General features: G+C 50.0%; 9 protein-coding genes. All 9 read left to right on the top strand.

What is annotated here, in order from left to right; translation table 11 throughout:
- The first annotated feature begins 11 nt into the window (after positions 1-11).
- Positions 12-1,826 (top strand): RagB/SusD family nutrient uptake outer membrane protein, encoded by a 1,815-nt coding sequence (locus tag VNQ80_RS04160; RefSeq protein ID WP_325636196.1) that lies wholly within the window; start codon positions 12-14, stop codon positions 1,824-1,826.
- A 20-nt stretch (positions 1,827-1,846) separates the two neighbouring features.
- A complete protein-coding gene (locus VNQ80_RS04155) occupies positions 1,847-4,918 on the top strand; it encodes a SusC/RagA family TonB-linked outer membrane protein (protein ID WP_325636195.1) in 3,072 nt (1,023 codons plus the stop codon).
- Between the two features lie 12 nt (positions 4,919-4,930).
- Positions 4,931-7,204, top strand: coding sequence for a RagB/SusD family nutrient uptake outer membrane protein (locus VNQ80_RS04150; RefSeq protein WP_325636194.1), 2,274 nt, complete (start codon positions 4,931-4,933; stop codon positions 7,202-7,204).
- Positions 7,205-7,321: 117 nt separating this feature from the next.
- Complete coding sequence (locus tag VNQ80_RS04145) at positions 7,322-8,779, top strand: hypothetical protein (protein ID WP_325636193.1); 1,458 nt, start codon at positions 7,322-7,324, stop codon at positions 8,777-8,779.
- A gap of 34 nt (positions 8,780-8,813) precedes the next feature.
- The gene (locus VNQ80_RS04140) at positions 8,814-11,663 is read left to right on the top strand and encodes a family 78 glycoside hydrolase catalytic domain (RefSeq protein WP_325636192.1); all 2,850 of its coding nucleotides are present in this window, start codon (positions 8,814-8,816) and stop codon (positions 11,661-11,663) included.
- Between the two features lie 37 nt (positions 11,664-11,700).
- On the top strand, positions 11,701-14,568 hold the full coding sequence (locus tag VNQ80_RS04135) for a hypothetical protein (protein ID WP_325636191.1): 2,868 nt from the start codon (positions 11,701-11,703) through the stop codon (positions 14,566-14,568).
- 109 nt (positions 14,569-14,677) lie between these two features.
- Entirely contained in the window at positions 14,678-15,523 is an 846-nt protein-coding gene (locus VNQ80_RS04130; RefSeq protein WP_325636190.1) for a fumarylacetoacetate hydrolase family protein, read from the top strand.
- 140 nt (positions 15,524-15,663) lie between these two features.
- Entirely contained in the window at positions 15,664-16,326 is a 663-nt protein-coding gene (locus VNQ80_RS04125) for a DUF1080 domain-containing protein (RefSeq protein ID WP_325636189.1), read from the top strand.
- A 46-nt stretch (positions 16,327-16,372) separates the two neighbouring features.
- Positions 16,373-19,162, top strand: a complete 2,790-nt coding sequence (locus VNQ80_RS04120; protein WP_325636188.1) for a PVC-type heme-binding CxxCH protein — start codon at positions 16,373-16,375, stop codon at positions 19,160-19,162.
- Positions 19,163-19,164 lie beyond the last annotated feature (2 nt).

Raw genomic sequence — 19,164 nt, 5'->3', positions numbered from 1 at the left:
TATAGCAAGAAATGAAAACACAACGTTTAATAGCCATCATATTGCCACTTATGCTGTCTGCATCGAGTTGTACCGATGTCTTAGACATGGCGCCTGATGGAAATATGCAGTTAGATGAGGTGCTGGCCGACCCTGAGTTGGTTGAAGGCCTACTGAACCGCTGTTACACAAACATTCCCAAGAAGGGTTATTCCTATTATTGGTTTGAATCAGCCGTTGTCGGTGCTAGCGATGACGGATGGACGTCTGACGAGGGGCAGGGGTTGCTTCTTGGAAATTTGTATCAGGATAATAATTCTGCGAGCGGCCACGTGATGTGGAATAGTCCTGATGAAGGTGGCGGAAATGCACAGTATTGGGACCGCTTTTGGCAACAAATCCGGCTATGCTCTCAATTTATTGAAGTAATCGACGGCGCAGCCGTCAACAACGAAGCCGATCGGGGTCGCTTCAAGGCTGAAGCCCACCTGTTGCGGGCATTCTTTTACATGGAGCTGGTCAAATGGTTTGGCAAGGTACCGATTTTGGATGCGACTGTTCCATTTGATGCTGATTTTTCAACACTTACCCGTTCGTCGGTCTATGATGTCGCAAAATTTATCATTTCAGATTGCGACGCTGCACTCGCCGAAGCCAACCTGCCGTGGCGGATTACTGAGGCTAATGATGCCGGGCGGGTAACCAAGGCACTCGCACTGGCGCTTAAGACCAAGGCTATGCTTTTTGCCGCGAGCCCGCTCCACAACGAAGGGCAGGATCACTGGGAGGAAGCCTATCAGGTAGCCAAAGATGCCGTATCTAAATTGAAGGCAAACGGGTATGAATTATTTACCGAAACCACCCAACCGGGGGTATTCGGTACTGGTCCCGCTGCTCCGCTACGCCAGTTGGTTGCACAGAACGCCGACTATTCAGCCACGCCGCGCGATAGGGAAACGATTTATCAAGTTCGGGATGGCAGCGTGTTTGTATGGCATATCGGTTATATTGGCAGTAACATGCCCAATACCTATAAGGCGGGGTTGGCGCCAACCCAAGAGTTGGTGGATGCCTTTGAAACCATTGATGGCGAGCCGATCTTGAACCTGAGTAAACCTTATTTGGATGAACGGCATTTGCAACCCAACTATAATCCAGCCGCTGTCTATGATCCGAACAACCCCTATGCAAATCGAGATCCTCGACTGGACCAGACCGTGCTACGTAATGGCAGTACCATCGTGTTTGATAACCAAACGGTCGAAATACAAACGTATGTAGGCGGAGCTCATGAGCCGAGTTTTGATATCACCAACCGTTCGGCATCGCGTACCGGTTACTACCATGCTAAAATGGTTACACCCGGCGCGAGCCAGACGAATGCGATCAACAACTCGAATTGGAAATATTATCGGCTTGGTGAGACCTTGTTAGACTTGGCAGAAGCGGCAGCTGAAGCGGGACATTTGGATGAGGCTCGGACTGCGGCAAATGAAGTACGCGGTCGCTCAGGTATGCCCGGCTTCTCAGCGAGCCTATCGCAGGATGAACTCATTCTTCGTATCCGCAATGAGCGCCGTGTGGAGTTGGCTTGGGAAGAGCAACGGTATTTCGATATGCGCCGGTGGGAAAGCCCCGATGGCGACTTGAGCGAGACTGTCAAATGGCTTACCGCTATGGTTATTACGAGAAATGGTGATGGTAGCTTTACCTATACCCGTAGAAATATCTCAAACAACCCGCGTGGTGGCTGGCAAAACCGTGACCTGCTATTGCCAATCCCACTCAACGAGGCGTCTACGCTCGAATCGGTTACGGGTCAGAAATGGCAAAATCCAGGATGGTAATTTCATGATTTATGACTAAGATGGAGAAATATATAAAATTTATTGCGCTATGCGTCAGCTGCTTGGTGATGTCTGTATCGCTATATGCCCAGGAGGTAAGCGAAGCGCAAAGCCGGGTGGTTAACGCATATAACCAACCGGTACAAGGAGCAACGGTGGTAACCAATGATGGCAACCACCAATCGATTACGGCACAAGACGGGACCTTTAATATGACGTTCGATGAGAGTAGCCAATATGTGGTGGTGTCTGCCGCAGGTTATCAAAATGTACGTATCCCCATTAGCCAAATCGCCGACGGACGTGAAATTGCACTGGCTTTCGACCCCCACAATATGGGCGGTTCGATAAATTTTGGCTACCAATCGTACACAAAGGAGTCAGTTACAGGCGCTGTATCGTCGGTGTCCGGTAGTGTGCTGGATAAATCACCGACCAATGTGCTTTCCGAGACGTATGCTGGTCGTTTGCCGGGGTTAACCACGATTTCCAATATTGCTGAGCTGACCTTTTTCGGTTACGTAAACTTGTCCAAAGCAATCAGGGGGCACTCCTCTGTAAATGGCAACGATCCACTCATTATTATTGATGGGGTGATTGCACCTACTCAGTATCTGGAGTTTATTTCCCCCAAGGAAATTGAAAGTGTGTCTGTATTGAAAGATGCGTCTGCCACTGCGGCTTACGGCATTCAAGGTGCGGCCGGTGTAATCGTTATTACCACAAAACGTGGTTTCACTGGCAAACTAAATGTGGAGGGGTATGCAGATTACTCTTTCCAGCAGATGACCCGGCGGCCTTTATTTGTCAATTCGGCCCAATACGCGGAATTGCGGAATGAGGCTGGCGAGCGGGACGGATTGGGTACGTATTCCCAATTCTCGCAAGAAGAAATCGACCTGTTCCGTTCGGGTAGCGATATCGGGTATCCAAATAATAATTGGTTTGACGATTATGTAAAGGATTTTGTGATGCGGCAGCGCGTGGGTGTAAACGTATCGGGTGGAACGGACAGGTTCAGGTATTATTCTAACTTAAGTTTCCTGAACCAGGAAGAGCCTTTCATCATCACAGACGAGCCCAATCGGAAATACGATCCCACACCACGGGTGAATATGGGGAACTTCCGCACCAATATGGATGTGAAATTCAATAAATACCTATCGGGTTATATGCGGCTGACGGGTAACATTAAGCGGGAAAAGCTCGCTGGTGCTACCATGGGTTGGAACGTCTATAGCCAGATTTTCAACCAGCCGCCCACAATGTTCGGTCCGCTGTCGCCCATTTTTGAAAATGACCCGGAATTGAGCAACCAAGTGGTTACTGTGGATGGATTGGACAATCCGGTGTACGGTACATTAAATCGGTCAGGATACAACAACGTGGTGGAAACCAATGTAATCGCCCAAACCGGTTTGAAATTAGACATGGGCTTTTTACTCCAGGGGCTGTCGGCAAGTGGTGGTATGGCTTATCAAACATATGTGCGGAACGAAACAACCACAACACAAAGTTACCAGCGCTTGCTGCGGGGAAATGATTTTTCAACACTCGATAATTTCACAACGTACAAAACGTTTGAAAACACACCGCTTGCGTATGGAAAGAGCTCGGTATTTTTCTACTACCTCAATCTGCTCGGCCGCATAGATTATAATCGGCGTTTTGGCGACCATAGCATCGACGCGTCTGTGCATACCTACTACTTAAAGCAGGAGAAAGAGGCCACGGGAACAAGTAACACCGTATTACCCTATAAAAGACAGAACTTTGGCTTTTCGGCATTGTACGGATACAAAGATCGTTATTTCTTGAAAGCAGACCTCGGATACTCGGGTTCGGAACAATTCCATCCCGACAACCGCTATGCGCTCACCCCGGCCATTTCAGGGGCATGGATTGCATCGAAGGAAGACTTTCTTCAGTCTGACGTGTTGACATTGCTTAAGCTCCGGGCGTCCTATGGTGTTACGGCAAGCGACCAACTGGGTGGTGCACGATTTTTGTATTTAGACAATATCCGTTCGAATGGGTCTGAGTTGGAGCGGGGTAACCCGGCATTGGAAGCGGAGCGGATTGAAAAGCTGAACGTAGGTATCAACCTCGGCTTGTTGAATATGTTTACCTTGGAAGCGGACTACTTTACCCACAAGGTGGACAACATGCTAATTAACAGTAGTGCCAGCCTGCCGATATATCAAGGGATACCGCTCAACTACTACCCCAAGTTGAACGACGGAGTAATGGAGAACAAAGGCTTTGAGCTTTCATTGGGCTTTGATAAACATTTTACCAAAGACTTCTCGGTATTTGCACAAGCAAATTTCATGCAGGCAAAAAATAAGGTAATCAACATCAATGAAGCATCGGCCGGTGACGATTTTGCTTATCCGTATCGCACACAAGGGTTCTCCCTCGGGCAGCTCTGGGGTTACCGGATTGATTACAGCAACGGTAACGGCATGTTCAATACAGCAGACGAACTGGCCAATTCCGGACTTACCTATGCATTTGGGTCACCCCGTTTGGGAGATTTCATCTATCAAGACCTGAATGGTGATGACGTAATCAATGAAGAAGATTTGGCCCCGATGGGATATGCTGGGTTACCTCAGCAGGAGTATAGCCTGGTAGGTGGTTTTACCTGGAAGAACTGGGACATGTCTTTCCTTTTGCACGGCGTTGGTAAAACTTCCCAATTCCTGGAGGGTACCGGAGCTTACGAAAACTTGGGAAGGGGAATCTTTAACGACATCCACTTGAATGCGTGGACACCTGAGCGGTATGCCTCGGGAGAAACCATTAGCTATCCGGCATTATCGTTGTCGCCATCGGTGAATCATCGGGCGAATGACTACTTCTTAAGTAGCCGTTCATACCTGCGGCTGCGCAATGTGGAAGTTGCTTATACGCTTCCACAACATATCTCGCAGAAAATCCGGTCGGAAGCGGTAAGAGTATCTTTGAATGTGCAGAATCTATTTACCATCGATAACATGAAGTCGAAATATGTCGATCCGGAAATCGGAAGTATGAGCACATTCCAGCCCTACCGCGTATTCAATATTGGTTTAAGTGCAAACTTCTAAAAATCATATAGCATGAAGAGTAGAATTTTAAGAACAGTTGCCCTGGTTATCGGTATCTTCGGTTTCGGGTCGTGTGCAGACCTCGATTTGCCGTCGGACGGAAGGATGACCTTGGAAGATATGTTCAGCGACTATTTTCGTACGAGGAATTACTTCAACGCTGTCAAAACCTACATGCCTCAGGTTGGCTTTACATATGGGCAGACCCCATTGGCTTCTTTCAGCGACGAGGCGCACGACGCCAGCGATGGAGTAAGTAGCAACGTAAATAATTGGTATAACAATAGGACGTCGCCCACCAGCAACCCGGTTGCCGGTGATTACTCATGGGCCCATTATTTTCAGGGAATCCGGAAATGTAATACGTTCCTGGCGAGCATTAATGACCCGAATGTGGCCACGGCCGTGATCGATGAAGATGAGAAGAACGGATGGATTGGTGAGGTGTTGGTGATGCGTGCATATTACTATCTGCAGCTCATCAAGCGATTCGGTGGAGTTCCACTGATTAGTACTCCTTATGAGGTAACACACGATTTCTCCCAAGACCGGCGTGCTACGTTTGAAGAATGCGTGGATTTTATCTTGGCCGATTGCGATGCCGCATTGGCGATTCCCGAAAGTGGCAAGCCGACCGTTGGTTTCCGTTGGGATATAAGCGACAACGAACGGGGAACCATCACCCGCGCCTTTGCTTATGCCGTGAAGTCTCAAACGGCATTGTATGCCGCCAGCCCACTGTGGTACGCACCAGGTAGTAAGTATACTTGGGAGGTGGCTACAGAAATCACCAAGGAAGCGCTCGACCAGTGTTTGGCACACGGCTTCCAATTGTTCAACACTACACCGCCGGAGGATGTTGCGCAAAATGCTTACGCCTATTACTTTGTCCTCCGGTCAGACCCAAGTCGTTCGGTAGATAAAGAGACCATCTTTGAAAGTACCTCTGCACGTACCAACGTCTGGAAGTGGGCGGGGACGCCGATTACCGCAGGTGCGGAAAAAGCTGGGGCTGGCCCTTCGCAGGAACTGGTGGATGCTTACGGAATGCAAGCTACCGGCCAGATGCCGATACTCGGCTATTCCGATGCGCAGCACCTCCAGCCTATTATTAACGCAGCATCCGGTTACGACCCCGCAAATCCTTACGAAGGTCGAGATCCGCGCTTTTACGCGTCGATTTACTATAACAACTCTCCGCGGTCCCTCACTTCGGGGAATATAGAGAAGGATTTGTTGCCGCTCAGTTTTATTGATCCCGCGAACAACATTACCACGGCTTCGAACGGCGACGAGTTTACGATTACGACGACCGGTGGCGACCCGTGGATAACGACAAGTAAGCTTAACGAAGCCATTCCGGCGGGTGAACGGCGGGTTGTCTCTTTCGAGTACAAAAGCAATAAGACCGTTACGGACGCTGAGTTCTTTTACTGCGTGGCCGGCGGGCCACAGGGGGGTGTTTCCTCCGGACAGAACATCGTCATCGAGGAGGCTTCCGAATGGACGAGATTTGAGTTTGATCTTTCAACGGCCATTGCAAATTTTGGTTTCGGAGTGAACGCCGATGGTGGCCAGGAACCCGCGAATCATTTTTTCCGGTTCGATCCCACCGGTAACCCCGGTTACGAGCTGACGGTACGCAACTTCCGTATCGAGAGCTTCACGCCGCCGCCAGCTTCCCAAGCGGTAGAAACTTTTGTCGGTGGCAACAGCGGGATTTCAAGCAATATCACCGAGACGCGTTTTACACGTACCGGTTATTACCTACGTAAATTCAACAATTATCGGTCGAACGTCAATGTCGACGCCGACGGGTTAATGAAAATTTTCCGGCTGGGCGAGCTGTACCTAAACTTTGCCGAAGCGGCGTACCACGCGGTAGGGCCTGACGCTGCTGTTGAATCGAAAGCCAGCGGTGCGGGAGCGCTTTCGGCTCGTGATGCGGTGAACCTGATCAGGGCCCGGGCGAACATGCCGGCACTGCCTGCCGGATTGACAGCGGCGGAATTCGAGGAGCGTTACCGCAACGAACGCCAGGTCGAACTTGCATTTGAGGAGCATCGGTTCTTCGACGTGCGCCGCTGGAAAATTCTTAGCGAAACCGATAATTTCGTAACCGGTATGCGTATTGTGAGAGACGGTGATAATTTCCTTTACAGCCGGATTAAGCTGCAGGATCGAAATACCCATACCGACAAATACCTGTTGCAGCCGATCAGTCAGTCAGAAGTTTCCAAAATGGCTTCTTTCACGGGTGAAGATTGGCAAAATCCAGGGTGGTAATTGGAAGTGATTATTATTGAGTAACTATGCAGAGCCTCGGTGTTGCTATGGGAACGCCCTACGGAACACCGAGGCCCGCTGGTTATGTGTATTATAAACCATTTTAACGGAAAGAAAATGCAAGTGAACAAGGTGAGAACACTGGCGATGTGTTTATTAGTTGCGGCCTATGCCGGATGTTCGCCAAGCGCTAAACAGGATACACCCCAAGTGGAATCATCCATGCGGTACCTGGAAAATGATCGGTTGAAGCTCGGAATTGATTTAAGTTTGGGTGGGGCAGTCACTTTTCTTTCTGACCAAGAAAATGGTGGGAAAAATATGATTAACAGTGCCGACTGGGGGCGGCAGATCCAACTGTCTTTTTACAGTGGGCCGTGGCCTTACGTTGGTCCAAATGGGGAAACACCTACCCCCGAATGGGCCGGATTAGGTTGGAACCCAATCCAGTCGGGTGATGCTGGTGGCAACCGGTCGAAACTGGTCTCGTTTGAAGAACGCGGTGACAACGCCTTTTTTGTACGGAGCATACCCATGCAGTGGCCGCACAAGACAGGCGTAGCCGGCGAATGCGAATTCGAATGTCTCTACACGTTAAACGACAACGTGATTACCATGGAAGCGGCTATCGTGAACAGACGTACGGACACGACCCAATACCGGGCTTGCAGCCAGGAGATGCCGGCCGTCTATACCAATGGTCCGTGGTATCAGGTAGTCACCTATCTCGGCGATAAACCGTTTGCTGGTGAGCCCACAACGACGGTGGTGGACAAGGGCGATCATAAAGGATGGCCATGGGTGCACTTTTATACACCTGAAAATTGGGTCGCATTGCTTGACGAAAAAGGGTATGGCATTGGTGTATTTCAGCCTGAGGCGATGACTTTCAATGGTGGATTCCATCCCGATGATGCCCATAAAGGCACGGGCGGAGAGCAGGATGCACCCACTGGACACATTGCGCCGATTGGTAAACAGATTCTTGATCACAATATCCGGTGGTCTTATAAAACATCGTTGGTGCTGGGCACGTTGGACGACATCCGTGGTTATGCGAAAGCGAATTGGCAAGTGGTGCCCCAACCCGAGTGGAGCTTTGAGGATTCGCGGCATAACTGGTATTACGAAGGCGAGATGAGCGACTCCGGATTCCCCATACAGGCGGGGCTGGATATTCGATTCCAACCCGATGCGGCCCTCGTTGGCCCCGTAACTTTTTGGGAGGCGACTGAGACACCATTTTTAGAAATAGAAGGGTCGTTCAAGACCGCAAGTGGTGAGTTGGCACTTTCTGTAGAAGTCCAACCCGTAAGTCCCGCTGATTTTACCGATTGGTTGAATTGGAGTGAAGGTGAACATGACGTGGAGGCCGAAAAGCAGCAGAAGGCTTTGGAATTCCCGAACATGCCGGCTGTGCACGTCCAACAAGCTATTAAGGCCGACGGTCAACATCGTACCTATCGGATTCACTTGGCCGAAAAGGCAGCCTATACGGGCGCTATGAAGCATATGAAAATTTCCTTTTCAGCGGGGGGCTCTGCAAAAATCGCCAAGATTGGACTTGGGGAATAATCGTTTTCATGAATAGACATATTTTTAAGAACTTATGAGATACCTTATTTTTGTTTGTTTGTTGCACGTGAGTGCCCTTTCCATGGCGACTGGTATCAAGCCGGTCAATCTACGTGCTGAATATAAGCATAATCCGTTTCTGGACGATCGGTCGCCCCGGATAAGCTGGGAACTGGAGTCGAAAAAGTACAACCAATACCAATCGGCGTATCAGGTTATTGTGGCATCATCGCCAGAAAAACTGAGCAAAGGCGAGGGTGACTTGTGGGACACAGGAAAACTCCGTTCATCGGAAACCAATCAGATCGCCTACCAAGGTAGCGACTTGCAATCGCGCCAGCGGGTATGGTGGAAAGTACGTGTTTGGGATGCCGAAGACAAAGTTGGTAAGTGGAGTGCGGCCAATTGCTGGGAAATGGGGTTGCTGGAACCTACTGATTGGCAGGCAAAATGGGTAGGGTACGACCTCAATGACCAGGCTAAGCCTGGGAAATACCACCTACCGCCATCGCCATATCTTCGTAAGGAAGCCGCTGTGACCAAACGGGTTCGGTCGGCTAGGTTGTACATCAGCTCGCTCGGTTTGCACGAGTTTTATGTGAATGGGAGCAAAATAGGCGACGATTATTTTGCGTCTGGATGGACAGACTATAACAAAAGGGTATATTACAATGTTTATGACGTAACTGATTACGTCAAGGAAGGCACCAATGTGTTCGGGGCGGTGTTGTCTGACGGCTGGTATGCCGGGTACCTGGGATACGCTGTATTGGTGGGGACGGAACAGGTACGGGGATATTACGGCGATGTTCCGCTGTTGAAGGCACAGGTGGAACTCACCTATGAGGATGGCAGCCGGCAGGTTATTTCGACTGACGCAGATTGGAAAGCCGCGACCGGGGCGATCCTCGAATCGGATTTCCTACAAGGGGAAACCCACGATGCAACGAAAGAGAAGCGTGGATGGAATACCGTCGATTTCGACGATAGGGATTGGGAGCGTGTACAGGTGTTCGCGGAAAAGCCAGGCCGTGCTATTCAGCTCTACCCCAGCCATCCCGTGCGGGTCATCAAGGAACTGCCTGTAAAAACAATCAGTCGGCTGGATAACGGTAGGTATATCATCGATTTCGGTCAAAACTTTGCTGGTAACATTCGACTGAAGCTAAAAGGCCAAGCTAACGATACATTGGTGTTCCGGTATGGCGAGATGTTACATCCGGATGGCACGTTGGTCACCGAGAATTTGAGAAGCGCCCGGGCCACGGATACCTATGTAATGCGGGGAGACGAGACGGGAGAGGTGTGGAGCCCTAGTTTTACGTTCCATGGATTTCAGTTCGTAGAAGTGTCTGGATTGGAGGAACAGCCCGACGAAGATTTCTTGGTAGGTTTAGCCATGAGCTCCGATCTTGAAACCGTAGGGCACCTCGAAACGGACAACAGCTTGTTGAACCAAATCCATAGCAATATTGTTTGGACGCAGTGGGCCAATTACCTCGACGTACCGACGGACTGCCCCCAGCGCGATGAGCGGTTGGGCTGGACAGCCGATGCACAGGTTTATATCCGTTCGGCTACCTATAACAGCGACATTGCGGTGTTCCATAAGAAATGGATTCAGGATTTGAACGATTCGCAATGGCCTAATGGTGCCTTTCCGGTATATGCGCCGATGCCGGTAAATGCGGCTACAGGAAAGGCGGCCATCAGGGTATCCGATACGTTTTCGCCCGGTTGGTCCGAAGCGGGGATTATCTGTACTTATGAAATTTTCCATGCCTACAACGATACCCGGATTGTAAAAGAATCTTTGCCTTATATGGTAAAGTTCATGGACTTCCTGAAGACACGGGCAGATGGCAACGGCCTGATCCGCGAACGGAGCTTTGAGGATATCAGCCCCAAGGGTGGTTTTGGCGACTGGTTATCGGTAGGAAACAAAACCAGTCCCGACCTGTTGGCAGCGATGTATTATTTTCATTGCGCGCGTTTAATGGAAGAGATGTGTGCAGCTATACAGGAAGCCGATCTCGCTATCACTTATGGCCGACTCGCATCATCCATCAAAGAGGCCATCATGAACCACTACACGGAAAACGACCGATTTAAAGTGAATGCTGCGATTTATGGTAACGCCGAAGGTTATGTGGACGCTCAGAATGGGTTTGCGGGCCACACCCAAACGGCTTACGCCAATGCCATTTACATGCAGCTGTTCGACGAAAAGGACTTGGCGGTAGCCGGCGGATTCTTGCGCGACCTCGTAGCACAAAATGACGACAAATTATCGACAGGCTTTTTGGGCTTTCGGCCGCTGTTGCCAGCCCTATCGAAGACGGGTTCTACAGATAAAGCGTATAAGCTGATTACCAGCACGGAATATCCTTCCCTGGGCTACGAAGTCGTAAACGGTGCCACATCGATCTGGGAACGGTGGGATAGCTATATCAAAGGCGTCGGTTTCGTACATAACGCGCAGATGAATTCATTCAGCCATTATGCGTTTGGCGCGGTGAATGAATGGATGTTCGAAAACATGGTCGGTATAAAGCCGATCGAAAGTGGGTTCCGAACGTTTCACATCAAACCCGAGATCCCGACGTCTGATGTGGGAGTGAGTAAGGTTGCTGGCGCATACCACTCCATCGCCGGGCCCATCAAATCGGCGTGGGATTATTCGGGCCAAAAGAAACGCCACTCCATTGAAATACCGGTAAACACAACGGCCTATTTCCAGTTGGAATCACCGTCGGCAGACCGGGTTTACGTAAACGGGAAACCGGCCGGCAAGAGTAAACTGGTGCAGGGTATCGAGCAAACCGATTCAGGAATCAAAATCAAGCTCGGTTCAGGCAAGTATGAGATAGCGATAGCGGATTAACGCGTCGCTAACGGAGAGATACTAAAATAGAGAACATATGAACAGCACGCTATTCAGGTCCATTATACTGGTCTTGGCAATTTTCGGTTCGTTTCAGTTAGTCAAGTCGGAAGTGATTATTCTTACCAGCGATCAGCAGCTCCATGATTTGATGGACCCCGACAAGAAAATTGACATGTCACTCGGCCACAACCGGTCTATGCGCAGTTTACGTGAGGTATGTGAATCGGGGCAAAAGCATGGGCACAAAGAACTCACGATTGCATTTGATGAGTTTTTCAGGCAGTACCGCCCCCAAGCCGGTACGGAAAGGCGTTTGACGCCGGATATGGACGAATATGTGGAGAAGATTAAATTTATCAGCGATTTTGCAAAGAAATATGGCATGGGGATCTGCCTAAGTTTACTCAGTCCGCTTGAACTGGGCCCTGCTTATAAGAACCAAACCGGCGAATCGGGGCGGTGGCTGGGTTATAAAGTGGGCGTACGCAACCCATCCGACGGTAAATTTAGTTTGCCGATATGGCAGCAGCTTTTCTGGACCAATAACAAGGGGAAATTTCGGGTAACGTTGAAGGGAATAAAAGCATATGCGTTCAAGGAGAAACCCGTCAAGTCTTCCGGCCACGTCGCTGTGCATCCGGATGATATCATCGAAATCAAAGGTGTTAACTATGAGGCTGGCGATACGGTTGATGTTGGTGGCGGTTTGTATGGTATCAAAAACGATCCGGAAGACATGATTTATCCCGTGCGGAACTTACGGGTGTATTATGATGGCCCTCAGCAGTTGGAAGGGTATGACCGTGTGATGGTCCTGTTGGAATATGAGACGCCCGAGATGGATTATTTCAGTGAGGAAGCGCCCGGGTTTCTGCAAAATCTGATTGACAAATATAAAGAGCGCGGCGTGAATTTAACCTCTTTCTATTCGGATGAGATGCACATACAGCAAGACTGGGCTTATTTTTCGCATCATGAAGGTGGGCAATTCAACACCCGCTTTTTAACCGAAGGGTTCTCGGACCAATACCGGGAGAAGTATGGTGAAGTGTTGGACGATAAATACATGCTTTATTTTGCATATGGAGCGCCCTATTACCAAGCCAATGCACTTGCAGTAAAGAATATCCAGTACGTAATGGGAGAGACGCCGGAAGCTATCCATCGTACCTACCTGTTGCGCGACCGTTACTATAAAATGCTTAATCATGGTGTGGTAGACCTTTTCAAGAATGCAAAGGACTATGCGGAACAGCTATTCGATCGGGAGATGCCTACCAGTGCACACGCGTCTTGGGCGGAGAGCCCCACGATTGATTTGTGGGATACCGAGAAGCTCCATCAAAATGCGTACAAGTACGAATATACGTCCAACTTCGTGTGGGGCAATACGGTACATCAAGCTGCTGCGGCATGCTATGATTATTTCAAATGGGGCGAGTACCTGCAACCAACAGGCAACGACTTTGCGGAATGTGGATGGGGCGATCGGAACTACTATGGCGCGGCGATGGGCACATCCATTGGTGTGGTCAATAAGTATCCGAATGCCTATGCTGCAGCATGGGGGTTCCCTAAAGAAGCGCTTCACTGGAAGAATATGCTGAATGACGCCTACGGGGCACAAGCTTCGCAACCGATGAAACTAATGACGGAGAACGTCCATCGAGATATCGAGGTTTTGATACTCTACCCGATGAACCTGGTCGCCGTTGAAGAACGTTTTGGCAGTTGGATGACGCAATATGGATATGCAAATTACCTCACTGCCGATAAGCTGCTTGAAATGGGGAAGGTACTTGCCGACGGGCGAATCCAAGTCGCGGAAAAAACATATTCGACCATTGTTGCTGTATTTGAGCCACTCCCCGAGGCGGGACTACTGGATATGATGGGTCAATTTGTTGAAAATGGAGGAAAATTGATTTGGTGTAGTATGCCCCCGCTGATTGATAGTAAAGGGATAAACTGCACAGAAAAATGGCAGTCGTTGTTTGGCGTCCACTACGAAACCGATGAATACTTTGGTGAAATAGCGAGTGGTAAAAAAGTCGAGTTTGAACACAGTTTCTCAACCGTCCCGAGTCAGCTTATTCTTACCGATTTTCTGGTGGACCGGATTTATCCGGTCACCCCGAGTTCCCCGGCAATAGAAGTGGTGGCCAAGGTTGAAGATGGGGTAGTCGGCACCAAGTTAAAAAAAGGAAAAGGGACTGCATATTACTTAGGATTCCGCCCGCGCGACGACCAATCGGCAAGCCTAGGGTATGAAGCGCGGACGTTATTCGAGATTCTCGACGCAGCGAATGCGTATCCATCAACTGGGAAATTTGCGGAAAATGATAACCCCACCTATGTGTCTCGTACAACGGATTTCTTCGCTACGAAATTCCCGAACGGCACTACGGCCATTGTAAAGCATTACCGTACACATCGGGAGAACTGGGAAGGTGGCTTTTCAAGAGATGAGGAAGCCGATGCGAAAGCATTGGCGGTGAATCCACTGCCATCGGACGAACTAGCGATCCACGATTTGAAAATAAACGGACATCGTATTACCTATAGCGGGAAAATGAATATGGCCTTCCGCACAGACGATAGCGGTAGACTGGTTGCTTTCGATGGTCGGGAGTGTACGGGGATTACGGTAAACGGCACCTCTTATAAATTCAGCGATAACGCGATGAATATTACCTATGCGCCGGTTGATGGTGATTTGAAGACCTACCGATTCCGGGTGTCCGGGCCGGGTGAAATCATATTGCCGATGCCTATGGGGTCTGCAAAAGCAACCGTAAAACACGGGAAATCCAATGTCAAGCATACCGTCGGGAATGGTGATTTGACACTAAATATTGATGGCGAACTCAGCGGGAAATGGCTCGATGTTGTATTCAGGTAGTCAATAGCGGCGCAAACGCTGGGCGATTTTCGACTAGGGGATAACCTACATATCAAAAAACTATATAACTTTACTGCCACATTGGAGTTATAAACCTATTGGCGATATTATGAAGTTATATAAGCTCTTGCGGGGTGCATTATTAACTGATGGGCAGGGTTACCGCCTATTGGATGAGGAGTGGAATACCATCATCAACCGAAGCGACCTTTATGGTTATCTCCGGGGGGTTAATTCTTCCAAACAGCAGGTCAGCGAGTCAGATGCGCAATTGTGGATTGATCAGGAATTACTGCCACCCATTGGTGACCAAGAGGTATGGGCCGCGGGTGTAACCTATTTCAGGAGCATGGAAGCGCGCATGGAAGAATCGCGTAATTCTGGCGGCGCCGATTTATACGATCGGGTGTACCATGCCGAACGGCCTGAATTGTTTTTTAAGGCACTAGCCCATCGCGTAGCGGGCCATGGCCAACCGGTAAGTATCCGAAAGGACTCCGCATGGGACGTTCCCGAGCCGGAATTGACGCTCTACATCAACTCAGAAGGTGCCATCCAAGGTTACACCGTGGGTAATGATATGAGTTCGCGTAGCATTGAAGGCGAAAATGCGTTATACCTGCCCCAAGCCAAAGTATATGACCGCAGTGCAGCATTGGGTCCATGCTTATACGTCCCCGAATCACCGATTGGCTCAGAAACACGCATCGAAATGGATATTGTGCGCGAAGGCCAGGTTATGTTTCACGATGCCGTAAAAATAGACCGTATCAAACGATCATTAGTAGAATTGGCAGACTATCTATACCGAGAGTGTAGTTTCGCGCATGGCTGCTTCCTCATGACCGGAACCTGCTTGGTGCCGCCTAATGAATTTACCTTGCGGCCGGGCGACCGTGTGGACATTACCATTGGCCCTATCGGCACGTTGAGTAATACCGTAGGTTATAATTGAATTGATCCAGCTAGTGTCTAACAGACAACTAATTAAAGATAAAAAACAGTTAGGATAAGATAGCAGATGCGTAGTTTCAAGCATTTGAAGGGGGTATCTTTGTTCTAATTGGTTTTATTATATCCTAAAGTATATCCAATATGAGCTATATGTATGCTTGTAAGGCATCTCTGATTGCGTTGCTTTGTTTCTCAATAGCGTATGCGCAGCCAAGAGCGATTGAGGGACAACCGCGCGAGCCCGTGCCGTTGTTCGATGGGGCCACGTTGGATGGCTGGCAGCCAGTCGATCCGGCGGATGGTCATTTTTGGACGGTGGTTGATAGCTGCATCACCGGAGGAGACGGCCGTAGCGATGTACCGAAGAATACCTATTTGCGTACCGAACGAGAATACGGCGATTTTGAGTTCAGATGCCTGTTCCGCTTATCGGGCGACCACGCAACAGGCTTCATCAACAGCGGCATCCAATACCGCTCTCAAGTGGTAAACAATGACATGGTGGGGTACCAAGCAGATATCGGCAATGGGCACTGGGGTGATATCTATGATGAACACCGCAGGGCGCTGTTGGTAGCCGGCGATTTGCGGACATTGCAACGTATCCTTGATGAAGATGGGTGGAACAGTTATATCATAAGGGTTCGCGGTAACCACCATGAGCTTTACATCAATGGGGTTAAGACTTGTGATTATGTCGAAACCGACCCCGATATCCCGGCGAAAGGTGTTATCGCCGTGCAACTCCACAGCGGTGGTGCAGCAAAGATTCAACTCCGCGATGTGACAATTACCGAGTTTTAACAGTTTGTTACTTCCATAAATTATACGATAAATAACCAATTTAACCATGCGATTCCGCTTACCCATTAGTGTTTTCTGCTGCTGCCTGACGGCGGCATTTATTGCCGCTTCATGTGCCGGCGATTCCGCTTCGGATGCCACCCAAATTGATCGTGAGTATGTGCTGAATGCCAAAATGATCGGCTATACCGGCGTTGGTGGCGACATCGACGGCAGACGAAACCCTGTGCTTCGCGCAAAGAAGGGTGAAAGGGTAAAGATTTCACTTGTCAACGGTGAACTTATGGCGCATGACATCTTTTTGGAAACCTATGATGTACAAAGTGAGACGATGCTTGAAGAAGGCGATACAACCAGTGTTGTGTTCATTGCCGATGTTGACGATGAATATTATTGTACGCTCCCCGGGCATGAACAGGTGATGCGGGGGCAGTTTAAAATTGTCGAAAATTTCGAGACGCCTGTGGGCGACAGTTGGGGCGTATCGCCGCGTAAAGACGGGCGGCCACTTAACTTTGGCTTCGAACGCGGTACCTTGGCCGACTGGAAAGCAGACGGCGATGCCTTCAGTCCGCGGGCCGTTACATTCGATCCGGCACCATGGTACCCGGATAGTGTGGTGCTGAAGCAATCGGGCGACTACTATGTAAGCAGCGGCGGCACATTGAATTATCAAGCGATGGGTACGCTCACATCGACCACGTTTGAAGTGACCCATCCTTGGGCGTCCTTCAAAGTGACGGGTGGTGCGCTGGCCGGACTTCGCGTGGAACTGGTGGACGCTGCCACCGATTCGGTCTTTTTCACCATTTCGGGCCATATCAATGAAGATAATGCCGGTGATCCGGCACATGTGGCCTTCCGGCCGGTAGTGGTTGATCTCGGGGGACGGCAAGGGAAAGAAATCTATATCCGGTTAGTGGATGAAGAGACCGGAACGGTGCCGGAAATTGCTTACATCGGCGATAACCATTGGGCCCATATTTCATTTGATGACTTCCGTTTCCATGAGGAGCGGCCTACCTACCCGAACGAGCTGCGGCCGGATGACGTGGTCATCCTTCCACCGCGCGATTTTGTGCCCAACGCCGGCCTTTCGGGCGAAGAGGCAGCTAAGGTGATGGAAGTGCCCGAAGGATTCACGGTGACATTGGCGGCGGCCGAGCCCGATATCGTACGCCCCATCGCCTTTACCCAAGATGACCGCGGACGGTTGTGGGTGGTAGAAGCACATACCTATCCCGTTCGTGCACCCGAAGGGGAGGGACGGGATCGCATCCTGATTTTTGAAGATACCGACGGAAACGGGACACTCGATAGCCGTAAGGTATTCATCGAGGGACTCAATATGGTCAGCGGCATCGAAATCGGATTTGGAGGTGTGTGGGTTGGTGCGGCGCCGTACTTATTATTCATCCCGATGGACGAAGGAAAAGATGTGCCGGCGGGCGAGCCCCAGATTTTACTCGATGGCTGGGGCTACGAAGATACCCACGAGACGCTGAATACATTCAAATGGGGCCCGGATGGCTGGCTATATGGTAATCACGGTGTGTTTACGCACTCGCGGGTCGGTAAGCCGGGTACGCCGGATGACAAACGGCAACCTATTAACGCAGGTGTATGGCGTTACCATCCCACGCGTCATGAGTTTGAAGTCTTTGCGCATGGTACGAGCAACCCCTGGGGTGTCGACTTCAACGATTATGGACATGCGTTTACCACGGTATGCGTTATTCCACACTTGTTTCACATGATTCAGGGGGGGCGGTACCATCGGCAGGGTGGCGAACATTTCAACCCCTATACCTACGACGACATCAAGACCATTGCAGACCACGTACATTGGCTGGGTGACCGGGGTCCCCATGCCGGTAACTTCCGGTCGGCAGCCGCCGGTGGCGGGCACGCACACGCGGGCGCGATGTTCTACCTGGGCAATAAACACTGGGGTATTGACCGGAATGCGATTTTCATGAACAACATCAACGGCTTCCGGGTCAATATGGATATCACCAAGCGTGCTGGGTCGGGATACACGGCGAGCCACGGCAAAGATTTTATCAATACAAATGATTTTTGGTCGCAGTGGATCAATTTCAGGATTACACCAAGTGGGTCGGTATTTGTACACGACTGGTATGACAAAAACCAATGCCATAGCCCGAACCCCGATGTGCATGACAAAACCTTGGGCCGGATATTCAAGATTACGCACGAAAAAGACAAGTGGGTAACGGTGGATCTATCCAAACAGACGGATATGGAGTTGGTGGCTAACCAATTAAACGAGAATGAGTTTTACGTCGTGTATAGCCGTCGGTTGCTGCAGGAAAGGGGCGGTAGTAGCGAAGTGCATGCCGGCTTGTGGAAGATTTTCAACGAGAACCCCGACGTAACCCGCAAGCTGCGCGCGTTATGGGCCCTGCATGTCACCAACGGAATCAGCGACAAACAAGCACTGGATTTACTGGATCATGCCGACGAGTATGTCCGCGGCTGGACTATCCAACTGATTGCAGAAGATAACGATGTGCCAGACGATGCACGCCGTCGCTTTGCGACGCTCGCCAAGCGCGATACGTCGGCGTTGGTGCGCCTGTACCTCGCTTCGGCACTCCAGCGCATGGCCCCGGAACAGCGGTGGGATATTGTGAAGAACTTGAGCATGCGTGAAGAGGATGGAGCTGACCAAAACATACCGCTCATGGTATGGTACGCGTTGGAACCGCTGGTAGCTATCGATGCCAACCAAGCTACGGAATTGGCCAAAAACGCCAAATTGCCGGGGCTGGCAGATTTCGTTTCCAGACGTATAGCAGACGACAAAAAATAACA

Source organism: Parapedobacter sp. (assembly GCF_035556095.1).
Classification (GTDB): domain Bacteria; phylum Bacteroidota; class Bacteroidia; order Sphingobacteriales; family Sphingobacteriaceae; genus Parapedobacter.
Note: the sequence above shows the minus strand (reverse complement) of the source record. Positions and strands in the feature narration are given on the sequence as shown.